20 protein-coding genes are annotated in these 18,809 nt (G+C 64.7%); 9 read left to right on the top strand and 11 right to left on the bottom strand.

The annotated features are described in order from the left end of the window. The first annotated feature begins 12 nt into the window (after nt 1-12). Nucleotides 13-288, top strand: a complete 276-nt coding sequence (locus LRP30_RS44605) for a metal-sensitive transcriptional regulator (RefSeq protein ID WP_024338640.1) — start codon at nt 13-15, stop codon at nt 286-288. Nucleotides 289-532: 244 nt separating this feature from the next. Here LRP30_RS44605 and LRP30_RS44600 read toward each other — a convergent pair whose 3' ends face one another. Continuing rightward, nucleotides 533-1,498, bottom strand: a complete 966-nt coding sequence (locus tag LRP30_RS44600; RefSeq protein ID WP_128930462.1) for a YiiX/YebB-like N1pC/P60 family cysteine hydrolase — start codon at nt 1,496-1,498, stop codon at nt 533-535. Nucleotides 1,499-1,690: 192 nt separating this feature from the next. Between LRP30_RS44600 and LRP30_RS44595 the strand changes: the two genes are divergently transcribed. Continuing rightward, a complete protein-coding gene (locus tag LRP30_RS44595) occupies nt 1,691-3,085 on the top strand; it encodes an NAD(P)/FAD-dependent oxidoreductase (protein ID WP_249758930.1) in 1,395 nt (464 codons plus the stop codon). 184 nt (nt 3,086-3,269) lie between these two features. Here LRP30_RS44595 and LRP30_RS44590 read toward each other — a convergent pair whose 3' ends face one another. The 5 genes from LRP30_RS44590 to rpmI form a co-directional block, all read right to left on the bottom strand. Continuing rightward, entirely contained in the window at nt 3,270-4,040 is a 771-nt protein-coding gene (locus LRP30_RS44590; RefSeq protein ID WP_249758929.1) for a sulfite exporter TauE/SafE family protein, read from the bottom strand. Further along, nucleotides 4,037-6,445: a phenylalanine--tRNA ligase subunit beta gene (pheT, locus tag LRP30_RS44585; protein ID WP_249758928.1), complete on the bottom strand. Its 2,409-nt coding sequence runs from the start codon at nt 6,443-6,445 to the stop codon at nt 4,037-4,039. The genes LRP30_RS44590 and pheT overlap by 4 nt, the downstream gene beginning before the upstream one ends. Then, nucleotides 6,442-7,524: a phenylalanine--tRNA ligase subunit alpha gene (pheS, locus tag LRP30_RS44580; protein WP_249758927.1), complete on the bottom strand. Its 1,083-nt coding sequence runs from the start codon at nt 7,522-7,524 to the stop codon at nt 6,442-6,444. Before pheS ends, pheT begins: the two co-directional genes overlap by 4 nt. 201 nt (nt 7,525-7,725) lie before the next feature. Further along, complete coding sequence (gene rplT, locus LRP30_RS44575; protein ID WP_027528250.1) at nt 7,726-8,085, bottom strand: 50S ribosomal protein L20; 360 nt, start codon at nt 8,083-8,085, stop codon at nt 7,726-7,728. A gap of 80 nt (nt 8,086-8,165) precedes the next feature. Further along, nucleotides 8,166-8,366: a 50S ribosomal protein L35 gene (rpmI, locus tag LRP30_RS44570; protein WP_008539890.1), complete on the bottom strand. Its 201-nt coding sequence runs from the start codon at nt 8,364-8,366 to the stop codon at nt 8,166-8,168. Between the two features lie 275 nt (nt 8,367-8,641). Here rpmI and LRP30_RS44565 point away from each other — a divergent pair, with 275 nt between their 5' ends. Then, entirely contained in the window at nt 8,642-9,037 is a 396-nt protein-coding gene (locus tag LRP30_RS44565; protein WP_249758926.1) for a hypothetical protein, read from the top strand. 140 nt (nt 9,038-9,177) lie between these two features. Here the strand turns inward: LRP30_RS44565 and infC are convergent, their stop codons facing one another. Next, nucleotides 9,178-9,717 (bottom strand): translation initiation factor IF-3, encoded by a 540-nt coding sequence (gene infC / locus LRP30_RS44560; RefSeq protein WP_128937058.1) that lies wholly within the window; start codon nt 9,715-9,717, stop codon nt 9,178-9,180. 250 nt (nt 9,718-9,967) lie between these two features. Between infC and LRP30_RS44555 the strand changes: the two genes are divergently transcribed. Then, nucleotides 9,968-10,768: an alpha/beta hydrolase gene (locus LRP30_RS44555; protein WP_249758925.1), complete on the top strand. Its 801-nt coding sequence runs from the start codon at nt 9,968-9,970 to the stop codon at nt 10,766-10,768. Nucleotides 10,769-10,959: 191 nt separating this feature from the next. Continuing rightward, nucleotides 10,960-11,430 (top strand): nuclear transport factor 2 family protein, encoded by a 471-nt coding sequence (locus LRP30_RS44550; protein ID WP_249758924.1) that lies wholly within the window; start codon nt 10,960-10,962, stop codon nt 11,428-11,430. A 132-nt stretch (nt 11,431-11,562) separates the two neighbouring features. On the opposite strand, the gene LRP30_RS44545 is transcribed toward LRP30_RS44550, so the two are convergent. Continuing rightward, complete coding sequence (locus tag LRP30_RS44545; protein ID WP_249758923.1) at nt 11,563-12,360, bottom strand: acyl-CoA thioesterase domain-containing protein; 798 nt, start codon at nt 12,358-12,360, stop codon at nt 11,563-11,565. Here LRP30_RS44545 and LRP30_RS44540 point away from each other — a divergent pair. Further along, entirely contained in the window at nt 12,350-12,550 is a 201-nt protein-coding gene (locus tag LRP30_RS44540; protein WP_128930453.1) for a hypothetical protein, read from the top strand. The two genes, LRP30_RS44545 and LRP30_RS44540, sit on opposite strands and share 11 nt — an antisense overlap. A 19-nt stretch (nt 12,551-12,569) precedes the next feature. Here the strand turns inward: LRP30_RS44540 and queG are convergent, their stop codons facing one another. Together queG and LRP30_RS44530 are read right to left on the bottom strand one after the other, a co-directional pair. Continuing rightward, complete coding sequence (gene queG, locus LRP30_RS44535; protein ID WP_249758922.1) at nt 12,570-13,745, bottom strand: tRNA epoxyqueuosine(34) reductase QueG; 1,176 nt, start codon at nt 13,743-13,745, stop codon at nt 12,570-12,572. Next, nucleotides 13,694-14,386, bottom strand: coding sequence for a glutathione S-transferase family protein (locus tag LRP30_RS44530; RefSeq protein ID WP_128930451.1), 693 nt, complete (start codon nt 14,384-14,386; stop codon nt 13,694-13,696). The genes queG and LRP30_RS44530 overlap by 52 nt, the downstream gene beginning before the upstream one ends. A 169-nt stretch (nt 14,387-14,555) precedes the next feature. Here LRP30_RS44530 and LRP30_RS44525 point away from each other — a divergent pair, with 169 nt between their 5' ends. From LRP30_RS44525 to LRP30_RS44515, 3 genes are all read left to right on the top strand, one after another. Next, complete coding sequence (locus LRP30_RS44525) at nt 14,556-15,362, top strand: undecaprenyl-diphosphate phosphatase (protein ID WP_249758921.1); 807 nt, start codon at nt 14,556-14,558, stop codon at nt 15,360-15,362. A gap of 219 nt (nt 15,363-15,581) precedes the next feature. After that, complete coding sequence (locus LRP30_RS44520; RefSeq protein ID WP_249758920.1) at nt 15,582-16,907, top strand: FAD-binding oxidoreductase; 1,326 nt, start codon at nt 15,582-15,584, stop codon at nt 16,905-16,907. 3 nt (nt 16,908-16,910) lie between these two features. After that, nucleotides 16,911-17,651, top strand: a complete 741-nt coding sequence (locus tag LRP30_RS44515; protein WP_249758919.1) for an SDR family oxidoreductase — start codon at nt 16,911-16,913, stop codon at nt 17,649-17,651. 149 nt (nt 17,652-17,800) lie between these two features. On the opposite strand, the gene LRP30_RS44510 is transcribed toward LRP30_RS44515, so the two are convergent. Beyond that, on the bottom strand, nt 17,801-18,766 hold the full coding sequence (locus tag LRP30_RS44510) for a complex I NDUFA9 subunit family protein (protein ID WP_128930447.1): 966 nt from the start codon (nt 18,764-18,766) through the stop codon (nt 17,801-17,803). Between the last annotated feature and the right edge of the window lie 43 nt (nt 18,767-18,809).

The raw sequence follows: 18,809 nt of genomic DNA, 5'->3' as shown, positions 1-18,809 counted from the left end.
TATATAGGCCGCATGCGCAAGGACATCAAGGCATCTGTCGGAAAACGTCTCGGCCGGATCGAGGGCCAGGTTCGTGGCCTCTCGAAAATGGTGGAGGAAGACCGCTACTGCATCGACATCGTCACGCAGATCTCGGCGGTGCGCGCCGCGCTGCGCCGGGTCGAGGAGGAGATCCTGAAGGATCACGTCGCCCATTGCGTCGAGCACGCCATCGCCAGCGGCGACAAGGCTGACCAGCGCGAGAAGATCGCGGAACTGATGGCAGTGATCGGACGGGCGGAGCGGTAATTCTCGTCATTGCGAGCGCAGCGAAGCAATCCAGACTGTCTCTGCTTAGGGATTCTGGATTGCTTCGCTGCGCTCGCAATGACTGTGGAGAGGGACGCGAGATAACTCCTCTTGCGTCGTCCTGGCGAAAGCCAGGACCCATACCGCGGAATCTATCGATTGCGTTCGGTAGGCGTACCGAACGAGGAGTCTTCGCCAAACTGCTCCCTGGGGTAATGGAGCCTTCGCCGGGACGACAGTGGAGCTACGCCGCCCTCTCTCTTGCCCGGCCTCGCCGCCTTGGGCGATACATCGCCAGCCTCTTCAGCAGCGGGACATGGCCGGCCATCTCGGCAGGTTGCTTGCTCACTTCCTCAGCCGAAATCTCAGCCGGCGTCTCTTCGTCAATCGCTTCAGGAACGAGCGGCGGCGCACGGAGCGTTTCTGGAAACACACTGAATGTGCCCGCCACCTCCTCGAGCGGCTTCTGCTTGTCGGCCCAGTGCAAGGCCGTGTAGTCGAAGCCGTGCACGATGGTGGGTTTGACGACTTCGAAATAGGGCGAGATGTCGAAGTCGCGGGGCATGTAGAGCGAGGAATCGCGGATGTGCAGGATCTCGCGGCGAGCGGCGCGGCTGCCGGCCTTGGTGATCTTCGGCAGGATCGGGTAGCGCACCGCGTCGAACGCTTGCGCGATCAGCGCCGAGCAGATGATCTTGGTCGGATCGCCCGATCCCAGCGCGATCATGCGCCGCCGCCAGCGCTGTGGCACCGGCAGCGGGAACAGGAAGCGCATGAGGTCGACGATGTTCTTGGTGTCGTAGCCGAATCCGATGCGATTGATCGCATAGCGGCAGACGGTGGTGCGGTCCTCATAGGACAGCCCGACCGGGCGGCAGACTCGGGTGTGATAGGGGAAATATTTCGACAAAGGCGCCGAGGTGACGCCCTCGCCGATATTGGCCTCGATCAGCACATGCGGCTCGCCGTCCGCCTCTTCCGCGCCCTCGATCGGACCGACATAGAGCGCAGCATGCGACCAGGTCGACTGCGTCAGGTATTTGATGATGCCGGAGATGCGGTTGTTGCCCTCGACCAGCAGCACGTCGCCGGGCTCGATGACGCCGCGCAGGTGCTCCGGGTCGCTCGGCGTGAACGGCTCGTAGCCCGGCACCTCCTTCGAGAGGTACGCGGCAATCAGCTTGCCGACTGAGTCCAGGACCGTCCCCATTTCGAACTCCCCCCACGGCCTTTTCCGGCCGTCTTTTTCCCTTCTCTATCATGGTCGAAACGTGTTGCAATTCGGTTCATCACTCTGTGAGATCAAGCACGGTTGATTCACCATGGTGGTTGCTGCGCAACATCAGATACGGCAAGGTTCGCGGGCTGTTCCCGTTCGCCGCAAGTCCCCGGAAACCATGACATGACAATCACGCGCCGCGGTTTCCTTTCGGCGTCGGCGGCTCTTGCTGCGATGCCGGTCCTGCGTGCAACCGCCGCGACCCCGCCGCGGGAGGCTGACATCGTCGTGATCGGCGCGGGGGCTGCGGGAATTGCCGCAGCGCGGCGCATCATGGCTGCCAACCGCAAGGTTGTGGTGGTGGAAGCAGCGGCCCAGATCGGCGGCCGTTGCATCACGGACAGCACGACTTTCGGCACGCCATTCGACCGCGGCGCGCGCTGGATGCACAATCCCGAGACCAATCCGATGATCCGGCTGGCGCGCAGCGCCGGGCTCGACGTGCTGCCGGCGCCATCAGGTCAGAAGATGCGCATCGGCCGCCGCAACGCACGCGCCGGCGAAACCGAGGAGTTCCTGGCCGCGCTGGTGCGCGCCAACCGCGCCATCGACGACGCCGCGCGCGGCAAGCTGGATACTTCCTGCGCCTCCGTGCTGCCGAAGGATCTCGGCGACTGGGCCGGCGCGGCCGAATTCATGCTGGGCGCGGGCTTTGCGGGCAAGGATCTGAAGGAGCTTTCGGCGATCGACAAGACCCGCGCGCAGGACCGCAATGGCGCGATCGCCTGCCGCCAGGGTCTGGGGACGCTGATCGCGAAACTCGGCGAGCAGGCGCCGGTGGCGCTGTCGACGCCGGCGAGCCGGATTGTCTGGAGCAATCGCGACGTCGGCGTGGAGACCCCGAGCGGCAAGATCGCCGCCCGCGCCGCCATCATCACGGTCTCGACCAACGTGCTGACCTCAGGCGCGATCAAGTTCGCGCCCGACATTCCGAAACGCACGTTAGACGCGGCATCGAAGCTCACCCTCGGCAGCTACGATCACATCGTGCTGCAAATGCCGGGCAATCCGCTCGGCCTGTCGCGCGACGACATCCTCATCGAGCAGAGCAACTCGACGCGCACGGCCCGCATGTTCGCCAATATCGGCGGCTCCTCGCTGTGCTGGGTCGACGTCGGCGGCTCGTTTGGTCGCGATCTCGCCGAGCAGGGCGAGAAGGCGATGACGGCTTTCGCGAAGGAGTGGATCACCAAGCTGTTCGGCAGTGAGGCTGCGGCCGCCGTGCAGAAGACCAGCGCGACGCGCTGGAATGCCTCGCCCTATGTCATGGGCGCGATGTCGGCGGCCTCGCCCGGCGGCCAACTCTCGCGAAAGGTTTTGGCAGAGCCGATCGGCAACATGTTCCTCGCCGGCGAAGCCACGCATGAGACGCTGTGGGGCACGGTCGACGGCGCCTGGGAAAGCGGCGAACGCGCCGCGGAGGCCGCCTTGCGCAAGATCGGCGCGCTCAAGGACGAGCCGGCGGACGTGCCGACGCAGTCGACGAAGAAGCGTAGGGCCAAGCCGCCGCGGAATTGATTCAGTCGTCGTCCTGGACAAGCGCAGCTCTTGGCAACGCGTAGCGTTGTCCAGGGCGGAGCGCAGATCCAGGACCCATTACCCCAGGGAGGGATTTGGCGACGGCCAGTGGTCACCAACCTGGGCTAAAAATGCTGACCGGGGTAATGGGTCCTGGCTTTCGCCAGGACGACGCGAGGATGGTTCAACGCAACATCCCATCCAGCACCGGCAATCCCGCAATCACCGCCATCGCGATCAGCGCGTAGCAGATGCCGCGAAACACTTTTTCGCTGGCGCGGCCGAACAGCGAGGCGCCGAACGCGACGCCGAGCGCGTAGACCGGGCCGACGATCAGCGAAAGCACGAGCGACTCGCGCGAGATCAGGCCCGTGGTCGCGTAACTGACCATCGAGAAGAAATCCGACGCGCCGAAGAACAGCACGATGTTGGCGCGCGCGACGAACGGCGCGATCGGGCGCCCGAGCCAGTAGCCGACGATCGGCGGGCCGCCGGTCTGAGCCAGCCCGCTACAGAATCCCGAGAGGCTGCCGATGCCGACCGAGAGCCAGGCGTGGTCCTTGCCGCGATAGCGCCAGCCCGACAGCAGCAGGAGCAGCAGCGCAGCGACGAAGCAGGAGATGATCCAGCGTGTGGTGACGGGCTCGAGCACGCTGAGGAAATAGGTGCCAAGGGGCACGCCGGTCAGCGCGCCCAGCACGATCACGGCAGTGGCCTTGCGGTCCGCCTTGCGCCATGCGTCGGGCAGGAGCGGCGCGGCCGCGACGAAATCGATCACGAGCAGCAGTGCAGCCACGAGCCGCGGCGCCGCGATGCTGCTCGCCAGCGGCATGAAGATCAGCGCCGAGCCGAAGCCGGAGAAGCCGCGGGCGGTGCCCGAAACGAAAGCGACGGCGCAGAGCGCCATCGCAATGGTGAGGCTGACGTCCATGGGAAGAAAGTCAGTGAGACTCATCCCCGCAAGGTGCCACCGGTCTTCTTCGTCACCTCGGCAACGACCTTCGCGGCCACAGCCTCAATCTCCTGGTCGGTCAGCGTCTTCTCGCGCGGCTGGATCGTCACCGCGATCGCGATCGACTTCTTGCCGTCGTCGATGCCCTTGCCCTCGTAGACGTCGAAGACATTGACGCCGGTGATCAGCTTCTTGTCGACGCCTTGCGCGGCGCGCACGATGTCGCCGGCCTTGATGGTACGATCGACGATGAAGGCGAAGTCGCGCGAGACCGGCTGGAACGCCGACAGCTCGATCACAGGCTTGGCACGGGTCGGCTTCTTCTTCGCCTCGGGGATGCGGTCGAGAATCACCTCGAACACTATCAACGGGCCGTCGGCGCCGAGCGCCTCGAGCGCGCGCGGGTGCATCTCGCCGAAATAGCCGAGCACGTTCTGCGGACCGATCTGGATCGTGCCCGAGCGTCCCGGATGCAGCCAGCCGGGACCACCGGCGACGATCTGAAGCGCCTGCATCGGCGCGCCGGCAGCGGCGAGCACCGCCAGCGCGTCCGCCTTGGCATCGAACACGTCGGCCTGCGCCGAACCGGACCAGTGTCGTCCCAGACCTTCCGAAGAAGCAACACCGCGGCGCACGCCGCTCGCCGCCATGAACTGATCCTGCGGGCGGTCACCCCTGAACAGCTGCCCGACCTCGAACAGTGCGACATCGCCAAAGCCACGATCGGCATTGGCCTGCGCCGCGGCGATCAGGCCCGCCAAAAGGGTCGGGCGCATGTCGGACAGGTCCGACGCGATCGGGTTGGCGACTTCGAGCTCGCGCTGACCGCCGCCGAACAATTTTGCCGCAGGTTTTGCGATGAACGACCAGGTCACCGACTCGACCATGCCGCGGCTTGCCAGCGCGCGCCGCGCGCGGCGGGTGCGGAGCTGAAGCGGAGTCAGTACCGGCTTGCGCGCGTCCTCGCCGCGCTCGAACGGTGTTTCCGGCACCTTGTCGACGCCGAGGATGCGCACGACCTCTTCGACGATGTCGGCCTTCCCGTGCACGTCGGTGCGCCAGGAGGGGATTGCGACCTTCACCACCGGGCCCGGGCCCGCCATCATGAAACCGAGATGGGTCAGAATGCGCTTCATCTCTGCTTGCGGCACTTCGATGCCGGAGAGACGCTTGACCTCGGTGACCGGGAAATCGATCACGCGATCGTCGCCGAAGGCCTTGCCGACCACGGCGGTCTCCGACGGCGTGCCGCCGCACATCTCCATCACCAGCTTGGTCGCGAGCTCGAGCCCCGGCACCATGAAGGCGGGATCGACGCCGCGCTCGAAGCGGTAGCGCGCATCGGAATTGATGCCGAGCTTGCGGCCGGTCTGGGCGATGTTGATCTCGTTCCACAGCGCCGATTCGATCAGCACGTCGGTGGTGTTCTCGTCGCAGCCGGAAGCTTCGCCACCCATGATGCCGGCGAGCGATTCGACGCCGTGCTCATCCGTGATCACGCAGATCGCGGGATCGAGATTGTAGGTGCGGCCGTCGAGCGCGAGCAGCGTCTCGCCCTCGCGGGCGCGGCGCACGACGAGGTTGCCCTTCACCTTCTTGGCGTCGAACACATGCAGTGGCCGCGCGCGATCGAAGGTCATGAAATTGGTGATGTCGACCAGCGCGTTGATCGGGCGCAGCCCGATCGCGGTCAGTCGTTTCTGCAGCCATTCCGGCGACGGCCCGTTCTTGACGCCGCGCACGAGGCGCAGCGCGAAGCCCGGGCACAGCGTGGCGTCTTCGACCGTCACTTTCACGGGGCAGGGGAATTCACCCTTGATCGGCTTGATCGTGGGGTCCTTGAACTTGCCCATGTCGGCGGCGGCAAGATCGCGCGCAATGCCGTGCACGCCTGTGCAGTCCTGCCGGTTCGGCGTCAGATTGATCTCGACCACGGGATCGCCGAGCCCGGCCCATTCGGCGTAACCGGCGCCGATCGGGGCGTCCGCGGGCAATTCCATGATGCCGTCATGGTCGTTGGAGATCTGCAGCTCGGCCGCCGAGCACAGCATGCCGCGGCTCTCGACGCCGCGGATGGTGCCGACACCGAGCGTGATGTCCTTGCCGGGAATGTAGGTGCCGGGCGGCGAGAATACGCTGACGAGTCCGGCCCGCGCATTCGGCGCGCCGCACACGACCTGCACCGGCGCACCGCCGTCGCCGGTGTCGACCATGCAGACCCGCAGGCGATCCGCATTCGGATGCTGCTCGGCCGAGATCACCTTCGCAATGGTGAAGGGCTTGAGCGCCTTCGCCTTGTCCTCGATGTTCTCGACCTCGAGCCCGATCATGGTGAGCTTGTCGGCGAGCTTGTCGAGTGACTCGTCGGTCTCGAGATGATCCTTCAGCCAGGAGAGAGTGAATTTCACGAGCTCAGCCCTCCGGCAAGCGTTGGCACTTCGAGCGGCTTGAAGCCGTAATGGGATAGCCAGCGGACGTCGCTCTCGAACAGCTGGCGCAGATCGGCGATGCCGTATTTCAGCATGGCGATGCGGTCGATGCCCATGCCCCAGGCAAAGCCCTGGTACTCGTCGGGATCGATGCCGCAGGCGCGCAGCACGTTGGGATGCACCATGCCGCAGCCGAGAATCTCGAGCCAGTCCTCGCCCTCGCCGAAGCGGATCTCGCCCTTGTCGCGGCGGCACTGGATGTCGACTTCCAGCGACGGCTCGGTGAACGGGAAGAACGACGGGCGGAAGCGCATGTTGATATGGTCGACCTCGAAGAACGCCTTGCAGAACTCATGCAGGATCCATTTGAGGTGGCCGAGATGCGAGGTCTTGTCGATGACGAGGCCTTCGACCTGGTGGAATTGCGGCGTGTGGGTCGCGTCCGAATCGATGCGGTAGGTCCGGCCCGGGCAGATCACGCGGATCGGCGGCTTCTGGCTCAGCATGGTGCGCACCTGCACCGGCGAGGTGTGGGTCCGCAGCAGCATGCGCGAGCCGTCTTCTTTCGGATGAAAGAAGAAGGTGTCGTGCATCTCGCGCGCGGGATGGCCTTCCGGGAAGTTCAGCTTGGTGAAGTTGTAGTCGTCGGTCTCGATGTCGGGACCTTCGGCGACCGAGAAGCCCATGTCGGCGAAGATCGTGGTCAGCTCGTCCCAGACCTGGCTCAGTGGATGGATCCGGCCGGCTTCAGCCGCCGCATCGCGCAGGGGCAGGGTGACGTCGATGGTCTCGGCGGCAAGCCGCGCATCGAGCGCTGCCGACTTCAAGACGTCGCGCTTTGCTGCGAGCGCTTGGCTAACCTCGTCCTTGGCCTGGTTGATCGCGGCGCCCTGCGTCTTGCGCTCGTCTGGCGACATCTTGCCGAGCGTTGCGAGCAGCGCTGAGATCGAGCCCTTCTTGCCGAGGGCCGCGACGCGCACGGCCTCTAACGCTGCCTCATCGGTGGCGGCGGCGATGTCGGCGGTGATCTGGGCTTGGAGCTGAGCAAGATCGGTCATGGCAATCCCTTTTGGCCAGGATGCTGAGCCGATGATCCTAGCCCGTCACACCCGGCACTCTGCCGGGCATCCACGTCGGAGAAGTGTGTTTGCGCAAGAGATGACGGCTGGGGCAGTCGAAGCGCCAAGACAAACGCCAAGACGCGCCGCTGCCCGGGCCATCACAAGCTGAACGCTGCGCAGAGCACAGTGGAAGACGGCTTACGCCGCCAGCGCGGCTTTGGCCTTCTCGGCGATCGCCTGGAACGCGGCGGGTTCGCGGATCGCGAGATCCGACAGCACCTTGCGGTCCACGGTGATGCCCGACTTGGCAAGGCCGTCGATAAATCGGCTATAGGTCAGGCCGAACGGACGCACCGCGGCGTTGAGACGCTGGATCCAGAGCGCGCGGAAGGTGCGCTTGCGACGCTTGCGGTCGCGGAAGGCGTACTGCGCGGCCTTCTCGACGGCCGGCTTGGCGGCGCGGATGGTGTTCTTGCGGCGGCCGTAGAAACCCTTGGCGGCCTTGTAGACTTTCTTGTGCTTGGCGTGGGCGGTCACACCGCGTTTGACGCGAGACATGACGGAAATCCTTCAGAGATGACTTGGTTTTCGGATCGCCGCGCGTAAGCGCGGCGAGGTGGCAGTGATCGTGGACGCGATCAGGCGTTCGGCAAGAAGTACTTCTTGACGTTGTCGCCGTCGGTCTTGAACAGCACGCGGGTGCCGCGGAGCTGACGGATCTGCTTTTTCGTCCGCTTGATCATGCCGTGACGCTTGCCGCGCTGGGCGTGCATCACTTTGCCGGTGGCAGTCACCTTGAAGCGCTTTTTAGCGCCCGATTTGGTCTTCAGCTTGGGCATTTGGCTCTCCTATGGCCGCAACAGAAATCCGCCCGTGAAGGCGGCTGGCCGTCTAAAATGCTCGTTAGAGCGTTGATTGTGCTCAGGTTTTACGAACAAACGAGAAACCCGCACGGTACATCGCCACGGCAGCCCTTAATCAGCCGGGCGATGAAGGCTGGGCTTATGACAGAGCGGGAGCCAAATGGCAACGATGAACCGCCGGAACCTGCACGCCGACTATTTGGAGTTGCCACCCCCAATATCCACGCCTTCATGTCCGGAGCAGGACCAAAATGGCCGATTTCCCGCAATCGATTTCCACCTTTGCCCGCCCGCGCCGCCTGGCGCTGCTCGCCGTACTTGCCGCCGCCATGATGCCTTCGACTGCCGATGCCCGCGCCGGCGGCTATGACGGCATCTGGAACGTCACCTTCGCCACCACGAGGGGCAATTGCAGCTCCGGCTACAGCGTTCCCTTCACCGTCACCGGCAGCCGGGTGTCGTCTGCCGGCGGCGGGCGGGTGTCGGGCAAGGTCAATCGCGGGGGCACTGTGGCGGTCCAGGTCTCGGTCGGCGCCTCCTACGCCAGCGGCGGCGGCCGGCTCGCCGGCATCAACGGCGCCGGCTCGTGGAGAGGCATCATCTCCGGCGACCAGTGCAGCGGCACCTGGCAGGCGACAAGGACGTAGGCGCCAAGCGTTCGATGTGCTCCCTCCCCCGCTTGCGGGAGAGGTTGCAGCAGCGCTCGCGGCTTGCACCTCGACCAAAACAAAACGGCCCGCCGGAGATCCGGACGGGCCGTTGAACTCTCGATCCTAACAAGCCAGCGTTAGCGCGGCGCCAGCACCATGACGACCTGGCGGCCCTCGAACCTTGCGTCCTGCTCGACCTTGGCGAGCTCGGCGACGTCGGTCTTGATCTTGTCCAGAAGCTTGGTGCCGATCTCCTGGTGCGCCATTTCGCGACCACGATAGCGCAGCGTGATCTTGACCTTGTCGCCCTCTTCGAAGAACCGCTGCATCGCGCGCATCTTCACGTCGTAATCGTGATCGTCGATCATCGGGCGGAGCTTGATCTCCTTGATCTCGACGGTCTTCTGTCGCTTGCGGGCTTCGGCGGCTTTCTTCTGAGCGGAATACTTGTACTTCCCGTAGTCCATGATCTTGCAGACGGGAGGGCTGGTATTCGGCGAAATCTCGACCAGATCCATGCCCACGTCCTGGGCCATCCGGATGGCGACGACGGTCTCGACCGTGCCTTTGTTCTCACCGGTCTGATCGATCAGCTGGATCTGCGCATTGCGGATATCATCATTGATGCGGGGCCCGTCTTTGCTGGCAGCGGGCGGAGCTTTATTAGGACGGCGAATGGGTGGTTCTCCAAAGTTGTGAAGGAAGCGGCCATTTTGAAGGAAGATGCGTTTGCCGGCAAGCAAGTCGCTCGTGCGAGACGCGAAAAACCCTCAAATGCGAGGCATTTTGGTCACGCCCGCTGGCACGCAGACGACATAGACACCTTGCTTCTGTTCCGCAAGCGTCCCAAAGGGCCAATGCCGACACCGAATTGAGCTGCGGGGCGCGACCAAACAGCTCAAACCGCACAGCCAGAGTAAACGTTCCATGACCAATGCAATTCCCGATACCGTGCTCGACTTCATTGATGTCGGCGAGGGCCCGTCCGCGCGCAGGATCGCGGTGCGCCGCCGTGGCGGAACGGGCCCCGGGCTGGTCTGGCTCGGTGGATTCAAATCGGACATGCAGGGCGGCAAAGCACTGGCGCTGGACGCCTGGGCCAGAGAGCACGGCCGCGCCGTGGTCCGGTTCGACTATTCCGGTCACGGCGAATCCGGCGGCGAATTCGCCGATGGAACCATCGGGCGCTGGCTGGAGGAGAGTGTCGCGGTGTTCGAGCGCTTCTGCGACGGTCCGCAAATCCTGATCGGCTCCTCCATGGGCGGCTGGATGGCGCTGCTGCTCGCGCGCGAGATCAAGAAGCGCCAAGAGCAACAGCAAGCCAAGGCCTCGCTGGCCGGTCTCGTCCTGATCGCGCCGGCGCCCGACTTCACCGAGGCGCTGATGTGGAAGAATTTCTCGCCCGCGGTGAAGAAGGAGATCGAGACCAAAGGCGTCTGGATGCGGCCGTCGGACTATGGCGACGGCTCGCCCTATCCGATCACGCGAAACCTGATCGAGGAGGGGCGCAATCACCTCGTGCTCGGCAGCGCCATCGATCTCGGCTGCCCCGTCCGCATCCTGCAAGGGGCGAAAGATCCCGATGTGCCGTGGCAGCACGCCTTCGCGCTGACGCATCGCCTGCCGGCCGACGACGTCGTGCTGACCATGATCCAGGACGGCGATCACCGCCTCTCCCGCCCGCAGGACATCGCGCGCATTCTTGCCGCGGTGGCGGAGATCGAGTGAAGTGTCTCTCTTCCTTCTCCCCTTGCGGGAGAAGGTGGCGCGAAGCGCCGGATGAGGGGTGGTTTCCGCGAACTCGAATAGACGTGTTCGCCGAGACAGACCCCTCACCCAAGCGAATGCGTATCAACGAGCGGAGCTGCCCTCTCCCGCAAGGGGAGAGGGCACAATAAGAAGCACCGGGAGGCAACACAATGACCACCACCACCGCCATGCTGCGCACCTTCTGCGATGCGGTCGAGCAGCGCAACGGCCGTGCCTTTGCTGAGCTGTTCACCGAGGACGGCGTCTATCACGACGTGTTCTACGGCGCCTTCGCCGGCCGCGCGAAGATCGCCGCGATGATCGACGATTGGTTCTATCGCACGGCAACCGATTTCCGTTGGGACATGCACAATCCCGTATCGGACGGCACCACGCTCTATGCGCGCTACACGTTCAGCTACAAATCGACCCTGCCGGAGGCGAACGGCGCGCGGGCGATGTTCGAGGGCGTGGCGATCATGACGCTGACGGGCGGCAAGATCGCCAGCTATCACGAAGTTGCCAACACTGCGCCGGCGTTCGTCGACCTGAAATTTGCGCCGGAACGGATTGCGAAGATCGTCGCCAAGCGGGGCGCCGAGCTGAAGGCGCGGCCGGAGATGCAGCGGCATCTTAGTTGAGCGCCGCGCTCTCCATTTCGTCATTCCGGGGCGCGCCCATTGGCGCGAGCCCGGAATCCATTTCACCTCTTGGCCCGCGGCCCGATGGATTCCGGGTCTGCGCCTGACGGCGCATCCCGGAATGACGACAAACTACCGCTTCGACGGATTCACCATCGGCTTGCGCTGCGCCAGCGCGGCGACCGTGGCGGTGCCGATCGGGCCCTCTTCGTCATAGAGCCAGCATTCGCCGATCGCCACGCCGTCGGTGGCGTGGTGATTCACCACCTCGAAGCCGATCCACTTCGTGACCGGCAGGCGATGCAGATAGATCGTGACGTCGCTGTTGATGTAGCCGAGCCCCTTGTCGCCGGCGTTGGCAAACGGGCTGGCGAAATCGGCACCAACAGCGACATGGACGAACGGCGTCATCGGCACGCCCGCAACGAGCTCGCGCACCTCGCTCATCCAGAGCCGGCGCGGTCCGAGCGAGCCCATATGGCCGATGATCGGCCGCGTCGTCCATTTGCCGTTCATGCCGAGCCTGGGATCGGTCGGCTTTGGAATGTCGGCCGGCTTCGGCACGTCCCAATTCGGCGGCGACCAGACGTTACCTTCCGGATTCTGCGTCCGCCGCAACAGCTGGCACGAGGCGCGCGCCATGCTGACGCCGCCGGAGACAAACTCCGCCTCCACCACGCGGATGCGCAAGCCGTCGCGCACCAGCCGCGTCGTCACTTCGACCGGCTTGTCGATGGTCGGCAGCCGAAACATGTCGACGGTGAGTCGGGCCGGCACGAATTCGGGGCCGGAATGGCGCTCCTCGATGGCGAAGCCGAGCAGGCCGATGATGACGCGCCCGTGCAGCGATTTCGGGTCCCATGGACCGTTGGCGACTTCCGTCGGATGGAATGTGTCGACGTCGCGGGTGAAGAAAGGCATGTTTGTCATGACGCGCGAGATTGAAGAAACGCGCTTGGAAATCAAGATCGTACAGGGTGCCGAACGGCGCTCGCGCTCGCGTCATTGCGAGGAGCTCTTGCGACGAAGCAATCCAGACTGCCTCTGCGGAAAGATTCTGGATTGCTTCGCTGCGCTCGCAATGACGGAGGATGTGGCACTGACGCTGGTTCAGATGTGAGTCGCGGATGAGGAAAATTTCAGGAGGCGGCGCGCCACTCCTCACGCACGCTCTCGTCAGACTCTCCATCCATCGCAGCGCTCTTCATCGCCGCAAGCTCCTCCTCCGACATTAACTGCCCCAACGCCCACACCGCGGCCCCGCGCACCAGCGGGCTCGCATCATCCAGCAATCGCCACGCCTCCGCAGCCAGGGCCTCCTCCCCTGAATTGCCGATCGCGATCAGCACGTTCCGCACAAAACGATCGCGGCCGATGCGCTTGATTGGCGACTTCGTGAACAGCGCGCGAAACGCCGCGTCGTCGAGCCGTGCCAGCTCAGCGAGATCAGGCGCGCGCAATTCATCGCGCGCGGCGAGCTTGGTCTCGCGCCCCTCCTGCGCGAACTTGTTCCAGGGGCAGGCGGCAAGGCAATCATCGCAGCCATAGATGCGATTGCCGATGGCTTTGCGAAATTCGTGCGGGATCGGCCCCTTGTTCTCGATGGTGAGATACGAGATGCAGCGCCGCGCATCGAGCTTGTAGGGCGCGGGAAACGCGGCAGTCGGGCAGATGTCGAGACAGGCGCGGCACGAGCCGCAATGGTCGATCTCCGCATCGTCGCGCGGCAGCTCCAGCGTGGTGTAGATCGCGCCGAGGAACAGCCAGGAGCCGAACGCGCGCGAGACGAGATTGGTATGCTTGCCCTGCCAGCCCAGATGCGCGGCTTGCGCCAAGGGTTTCTCCATCACCGCCGCGGTGTCGACGAACACCTTCACGTCGGACGGCGCGGTCGCGACCAGCCAGCGCGCCAGCGCCTTCAGCCGCTTCTTGATGAGGTCGTGATAGTCATCGCCCTGCGCATAGACCGAGATCGCCGCACGCGTGCGCCGCTTCAGGATCGCCAGTGGATCCTGATCGGGGCCGTAATTGACGCCGAGCATGATCACCGAGCGTACGTCCTGCCACAGCCCGCGCGGATCGACGCGACGCTCAGGGCTTGCGGCCAGCCAGTCCATGTCGCCATGGCCGCCGGATGCGATGAATTCGAGAAAATATTTTCCGGCGCTCTCGATCGTGCCCGGTGCGGTGATGCCGATGCAGTCGAAGCCGAGCGCGCGGGCTTCGCGCGCAAGCGCCGTCTTCAGTTCAGCCGGATCGGAGCTCAGAAATCCAGGTCCACGTAAGTCCGCGACGCCGGCACGCCGGCCAGCCATTCGCTGAGCAGCGGACGGAACGACGGGCGGGACTTCACCCGCGCGTACCACGCCTTTGCTGCGTCGTCCTCGCTCCATGGCACGTCGCCTAGATAGTCGATCGCCGAGAGATGCGCCGCGGCGGCGAGATCCGCGTAGGTGAGCCGGTCACCCGCGAGGAAGTTACGCGTCTGCGCCAGCCAGCCGATATAGGCCAGATGATAGCGCACGTTGGCCTTGGCGGCGCGCATCACGTCGGCCGAAGGCGGGCCGCCGCCGTCCTCCTCGCTCATGAACCGCTTGTAGATGCGCTCGGTGACGAGAGGGTGCGAGACCTCCTCGAAGAATTTTTCGTTGAACCAGGCCATCAGCCGGCGCACCTCGACCCGCTCGCCGATCGTTTGCGGCATCAGGCGCTTGGGTCCCATCTCGGCGCCATGGGCCTCGTCGACATATTCGGCGATGATCGCCGCGCCCGGTATGGGCGGCTGCTCGTCGTCCACCAGAACCGGCGTCGTTCCCGCCGCATTGAGCAGCAGAAACGCCTCGCGCCGCTCCCAGCTGCGCTCTTCGACCAGCTTCAGGTCGAGCCCGTATTCGCCCGCGATCAGGCGGATGAAGCGTGAATGCGGGCAGAACGGATGATGAAACAGCGTAAACATGAAGCCTTTGACTATTTGATGGTGCTTAAGAATCCATCAATGTTTGTGCGGCGCCACACTAGTTCCTCAAAACCGCGAAGCAAGGGCGTGATGTCGCATTTTGCGATTGCGGCATGGGAGCGAATAGGCGAGAAGAGCCCCGCTTTTCCAGCCGAAATGGACCGTAAATATGTCAGATGCAATACGGGCAGTGATCCTCGGCATCATCGAGGGTGTGACCGAGTTCCTTCCCGTGTCCTCGACCGGCCACCTCTTGCTTGCCGAGCGCTTCTTCCACCTCGGCGAAGGAGCCTTCTGGGATTCGTTTACGGTTCTGATCCAGCTGGGTGCGATCCTCGCGATCGTCGGGCTCTACTTCAGGAAGCTCTGGGACGTCGCGATTGGCCTGTTCACGGGCGATGCCTATGCGCGCCGCTTCGTGATCGGCGTGCTGGTGGCGTTCCTGCCGGCCGTGATCGTCGGCCTCGTCGCCGGCAAGTACATCAAGCTCATGCTGTTCAATCCGTGGGTCGTGTGCTTCACGCTGATCGTCGGCGGCGCCATCCTGCTCTGGGTCGACAGGCTCGAGCTCAAGCCGCGCGAGTTTGATGCCACCAAGTTTCCGCTGTTGATGTATCTCTATATCGGCATCGCGCAGTGCGTGGCGATGATCCCGGGCGTGTCGCGCTCTGGCGCCAGCATCGTGGCCGCCATGCTGCTCGGCGCGGACAAGCGCGCGGCGGCGGAGTTCTCGTTCTTCCTCGCCATCCCCACCATGATCGGCGCGTTCGCCTACGATTTCTACAAGAACCGCTCTGAGATGACGATGGATCACATGAACATCGTCACGATCGGCTTCGTGGTGTCGTTCATCACCGCGATCATCGTGGTCAAGACGTTTTTGACCTACGTCACTCGGCACGGTTTCATGCTGTTCGCCTGGTGGCGCGTCATCGTCGGCACGCTCGGCCTGGTCGCGCTGGCGCTGGGGCACTAAAGCGCCTGGCTGTAGCCCGGATGGAGCGCTAGCGTAATCCGGAGCCGGCGTCGCTTGTTGCACGATCCCGGATTGCGTCATCGGTCGGCGCTTTGCGCCGATCCGCTAGCTCCATCCGGGCTACGCCGCCAGGCTGGAAGAGCGTTTTCAACGCAAAATAAGCTTTTGATCGGTAGTCAGTTTCCGACGCCGGGCGGAGCCCGGCACAGGAGCTGAACCATGACCCTCGTCAGCGGCTGGGGGCGTTTCCCGGTCGTCGATAGCGATGTGCTGCGGCCGCGCTCGTTCGCGGCGGTTGGCGAGGCTATCTCGGCCGGCACTGTCGCGCGCGGCAATGGCCGCGCCTATGGCGATGCCGCGATCGGCGCCGCCAGGACCGTCGCGATGACGGGGTTCGACCGGATCAGGTGGTTCGATCCGGCGACCGGACGCATCCGCCTCGAGGCCGGCGTGCAGCTGTCGGACCTGATCGAGACCTTCGGCCCGCGCGGCTTCCTGCCCTTCGTCGTTCCCGGCACGCGCTTCGTGTCGATTGGCGGCGCCATTGCTGCCGACGTGCACGGCAAGAACCATCATTGCGAGGGCGGCTTCGGCCGCTATGTCGAGAGTATTTTGCTGCGAACCGGACAGGGCGAGGTGATCGAAGCCTCGCGCGAACAGAACTCCGATGCGTTCTTTGCGACTATCGGCGGCATGGGCCTGACCGGAATCATCCTGGAAGCGACGATGCGGTTGCGTCCGGCCGAAACGGGATGGATCCGCGAGCGGGTGATCTCCGCATCCGACCTCGACGCAGCGATGCGCGCGCTCGATGCGAGCGATTCCGCGACCTATTCGGTGGCCTGGATCGATTGTGTTGCGCGCGGCAAGGATCTCGGCCGCGCGCTGATTTATCTCGGCGAGCACGCCGGCAAAGACGAGCTCGCCGCTGGCGCCGCTGTATTTCCCGTCGGCAAAGATCCCGGCCTCCGCATGCCCGTCGACCTGCCCTCGATGACGCTGAACCGCATCAGCATCCGCGCCTTCAACGAGCTGTATTACCGCATGGGCGCGCGGCGCGCCGGCGGCAGCCAGGTGGTCTCGCTCTATCCGTATTTCTTTCCGCTCGACAGCCTCAAAGACTGGAATCGTATCTATGGCAAGCGCGGCTTCCTCCAGCATCAATGCGTGATCCCGGAGCAGGGGGCGCGCGCGGTGCTCGGCGACATCCTCGAGCGCGTCGCGCGTCGCGGCGATGCCTCCTTCCTCGCCGTGCTCAAGAAGCTCGGCCAGGGCGACGGCATCCTGTCGTTTCCGCTGCCCGGCTACACGCTGGCGCTGGATTTCCCGCTGAGGGGCGACATCCTGAATTTCCTCGACGAGATCGATCGCCTGGTCGTCGCTGCCGGCGGCCGGCTGTATCTCGCCAAGGATGCGCGTCAGTCGCGCGCGACGTTCGCCGCCGGCTATCCGGCCTTGCAGCGCTTCAATGCGATCCGCAAATCGCTCGATCCCGCCGGGACCATCCGCTCGAAACTATCACAACGCCTGTTTGATGAGGTCTAGGCCGTGACGTCACGCAAGTCAGTATTGGTGCTGGGTGGCTCCTCCGATATCGGCCGCGCCGCCGCGCGCGCCTTTGCCAAAGCGGGATACGATGTCGGCCTCGCCGGCCGCGACGTCGCCGTGCTAGAGCCTGATGCCGCCGATCTGCGCGCGCGCTACACCATCGAGGTCGGACTCCATAAATTCGATGTGCTCGACACTGCGTCGTTCGAGAGCTTTGTCGGCGGCCTGCCGGCGTTGCCTGACGTCGTTGTCTCGATCGTCGGCCTGCTCGGTGTGCAGGAGACCGCCGAGAGCGATCTTGCCCACGCCACCACGATCATGCGTTCCAACTACGAAGGCCCGTCGCTGATCCTCGGCCTGTTCGCCGAAAAGTTTTTAGGCCGCGGCAATGGCACGATCGTCGGCGTGTCGTCCGTTGCCGGCGATCGCGGCCGCGCCTCGAACTATGTCTATGGTTCGGCCAAGGCCGGCTTCTCCGCGTTCCTGTCGGGCCTGCGTGCCCGCGCCAGCCGCGGTGGCGTGCACGTCGTCACCGTCAAGCCCGGCTTCGTCCGTACCAAGATGACGGAAGGCATGAAGCTGATCGGCCCGCTCACGGTCGAAGCGCCGGTGGTCGGCGATGCGATCCTTCAGGCCGTCGAGAGCAAAACCGACGTCGTCTATGTCAGCGGCAAGTGGCGCCTGGTGATGCTGATCATCAAGACGCTGCCCGAAGCGGTGTTCAAGAAGCTGAAGTTTTGAGGTGTATCCGCACCGGCGGTGCGCTCCCTCCCCCGCTTGCGGGGGAGGGTCGGGGAAAGGGTGTCTCCACAGAGAGAGACCCGATGACGAGAAAGCCCTCACCCGCCGCTTCGCGGCGACCTCTCCCGCAAGCGGGAGAGGTATCAACCTCACGCGCTCTTGCGCTGGAACTGGCCCGCCGCGCGGAAGCGCCAGAGATATTGCGGGGCAATGGTGTCGAGCGAATCGGGGGTGATGCCGAGCCCTTCCAGCGTCAGGCCCGCCGCCTTCGCCGCATCCGACACGACATTGTCGAGCTCGAGCATCGTGACCTGGTCCGGCGTCAGCTTCAGCGCGCCCGGCGCGAATTGCAGGAAGTTAGCCTTGAAGCGGGCGAGCCCGAACGGCAGCGGGATCAGCATCCGCTCGCGATTGGTGATTGCGAGGATGGCCTCGATGATCGCGCGCATGGTCAGCACGTCCGGCCCGCCGAGCTCGTAGGTCGCGCCCGCCTTGGCCTTGCCGTCGACGGCGTCGGCGATCGCAGTGGCGACGTCGGCGACATAGACCGGCTGTACCTTGGTCTCGCCGCCGATCAGCGGCAGCACCGGCGAAATCCGGGCCAGCGCGGCAAAGCGGTTGGTGAACTGGTCCTCGGGCCCGAACATCAGTGAGGGACGGAAGATCGTCGCCGACGGCACGGCTGCCCTTACCGCCTCCTCCCCGGCCGCCTTGGCCTTGGCGTAGCGCGAGGGCGATTTGGCGTCGGCGCCGATGGCGGAGACATGCACCAAGCTGGCGCCGGCGGCCGCCGCCGCCTTGGCGACGGTTTCGGCACCCTTGGCCTGGACGGCGTCAAAGGTCTGCTGGCCGCCCTCGGTGAGGACGCCCACGAGGTTGATCACGACATGCGAATCACGCAGCGCCGCCTCGACCGAGGCCGGATAGCGCAGGTTTGCCTGCACGGTGTGGACCTGCCCAACCTTGCCGGAGGGCTGGAGGTATCCGGCCAGTTCCGGCCGCCGCACCGCGACCCGGATCCGGTAATCGCGCTTGCACAGGGCGCGGACGACATTCCGGCCCAAAAACCCCGATCCGCCGAAAATCGTGACGAGCGTGTCCAGATTCGATGCCATGGGGGTCGGTTCCTGCAGGTGGGTAACGTGTTGTCAGGCTTGT

It is taken from the genome of Bradyrhizobium sp. C-145 (assembly GCF_023375135.1).
Taxonomy (GTDB): Bacteria; Pseudomonadota; Alphaproteobacteria; order Rhizobiales; family Xanthobacteraceae; genus Bradyrhizobium; species Bradyrhizobium zhanjiangense.
This window is presented reverse-complemented; position numbering and strand designations above follow the sequence as displayed.

What these genes read in the sequence shown, in the direction of transcription:
- LRP30_RS44545 (WP_249758923.1), bottom strand. Translation starts at nt 12,360, where the DNA reads ATGACAAACATGCCTTTCTTCACCCGCGACGTCGACACATTCCATCCG.
- LRP30_RS44520 (WP_249758920.1), top strand. Translation starts at nt 15,582, where the DNA reads ATGACCCTCGTCAGCGGCTGGGGGCGTTTCCCGGTCGTCGATAGCGAT.
- LRP30_RS44525 (WP_249758921.1), top strand. Translation starts at nt 14,556, where the DNA reads ATGTCAGATGCAATACGGGCAGTGATCCTCGGCATCATCGAGGGTGTG.
- LRP30_RS44510 (WP_128930447.1), bottom strand. Translation starts at nt 18,766, where the DNA reads ATGGCATCGAATCTGGACACGCTCGTCACGATTTTCGGCGGATCGGGG.
- LRP30_RS44590 (WP_249758929.1), bottom strand. Translation starts at nt 4,040, where the DNA reads ATGAGTCTCACTGACTTTCTTCCCATGGACGTCAGCCTCACCATTGCG.
- pheS (WP_249758927.1), bottom strand. Translation starts at nt 7,524, where the DNA reads ATGACCGATCTTGCTCAGCTCCAAGCCCAGATCACCGCCGACATCGCC.
- rpmI (WP_008539890.1), bottom strand. Translation starts at nt 8,366, where the DNA reads ATGCCCAAGCTGAAGACCAAATCGGGCGCTAAAAAGCGCTTCAAGGTG.
- LRP30_RS44550 (WP_249758924.1), top strand. Translation starts at nt 10,960, where the DNA reads ATGACCACCACCACCGCCATGCTGCGCACCTTCTGCGATGCGGTCGAG.
- LRP30_RS44605 (WP_024338640.1), top strand. Translation starts at nt 13, where the DNA reads ATGCGCAAGGACATCAAGGCATCTGTCGGAAAACGTCTCGGCCGGATC.
- LRP30_RS44595 (WP_249758930.1), top strand. Translation starts at nt 1,691, where the DNA reads ATGACAATCACGCGCCGCGGTTTCCTTTCGGCGTCGGCGGCTCTTGCT.
- LRP30_RS44600 (WP_128930462.1), bottom strand. Translation starts at nt 1,498, where the DNA reads ATGGGGACGGTCCTGGACTCAGTCGGCAAGCTGATTGCCGCGTACCTC.
- LRP30_RS44530 (WP_128930451.1), bottom strand. Translation starts at nt 14,386, where the DNA reads ATGTTTACGCTGTTTCATCATCCGTTCTGCCCGCATTCACGCTTCATC.
- LRP30_RS44540 (WP_128930453.1), top strand. Translation starts at nt 12,350, where the DNA reads ATGTTTGTCATGACGCGCGAGATTGAAGAAACGCGCTTGGAAATCAAG.
- queG (WP_249758922.1), bottom strand. Translation starts at nt 13,745, where the DNA reads ATGGCTGGCCGGCGTGCCGGCGTCGCGGACTTACGTGGACCTGGATTT.
- LRP30_RS44565 (WP_249758926.1), top strand. Translation starts at nt 8,642, where the DNA reads ATGGCCGATTTCCCGCAATCGATTTCCACCTTTGCCCGCCCGCGCCGC.
- LRP30_RS44555 (WP_249758925.1), top strand. Translation starts at nt 9,968, where the DNA reads ATGACCAATGCAATTCCCGATACCGTGCTCGACTTCATTGATGTCGGC.
- rplT (WP_027528250.1), bottom strand. Translation starts at nt 8,085, where the DNA reads ATGTCTCGCGTCAAACGCGGTGTGACCGCCCACGCCAAGCACAAGAAA.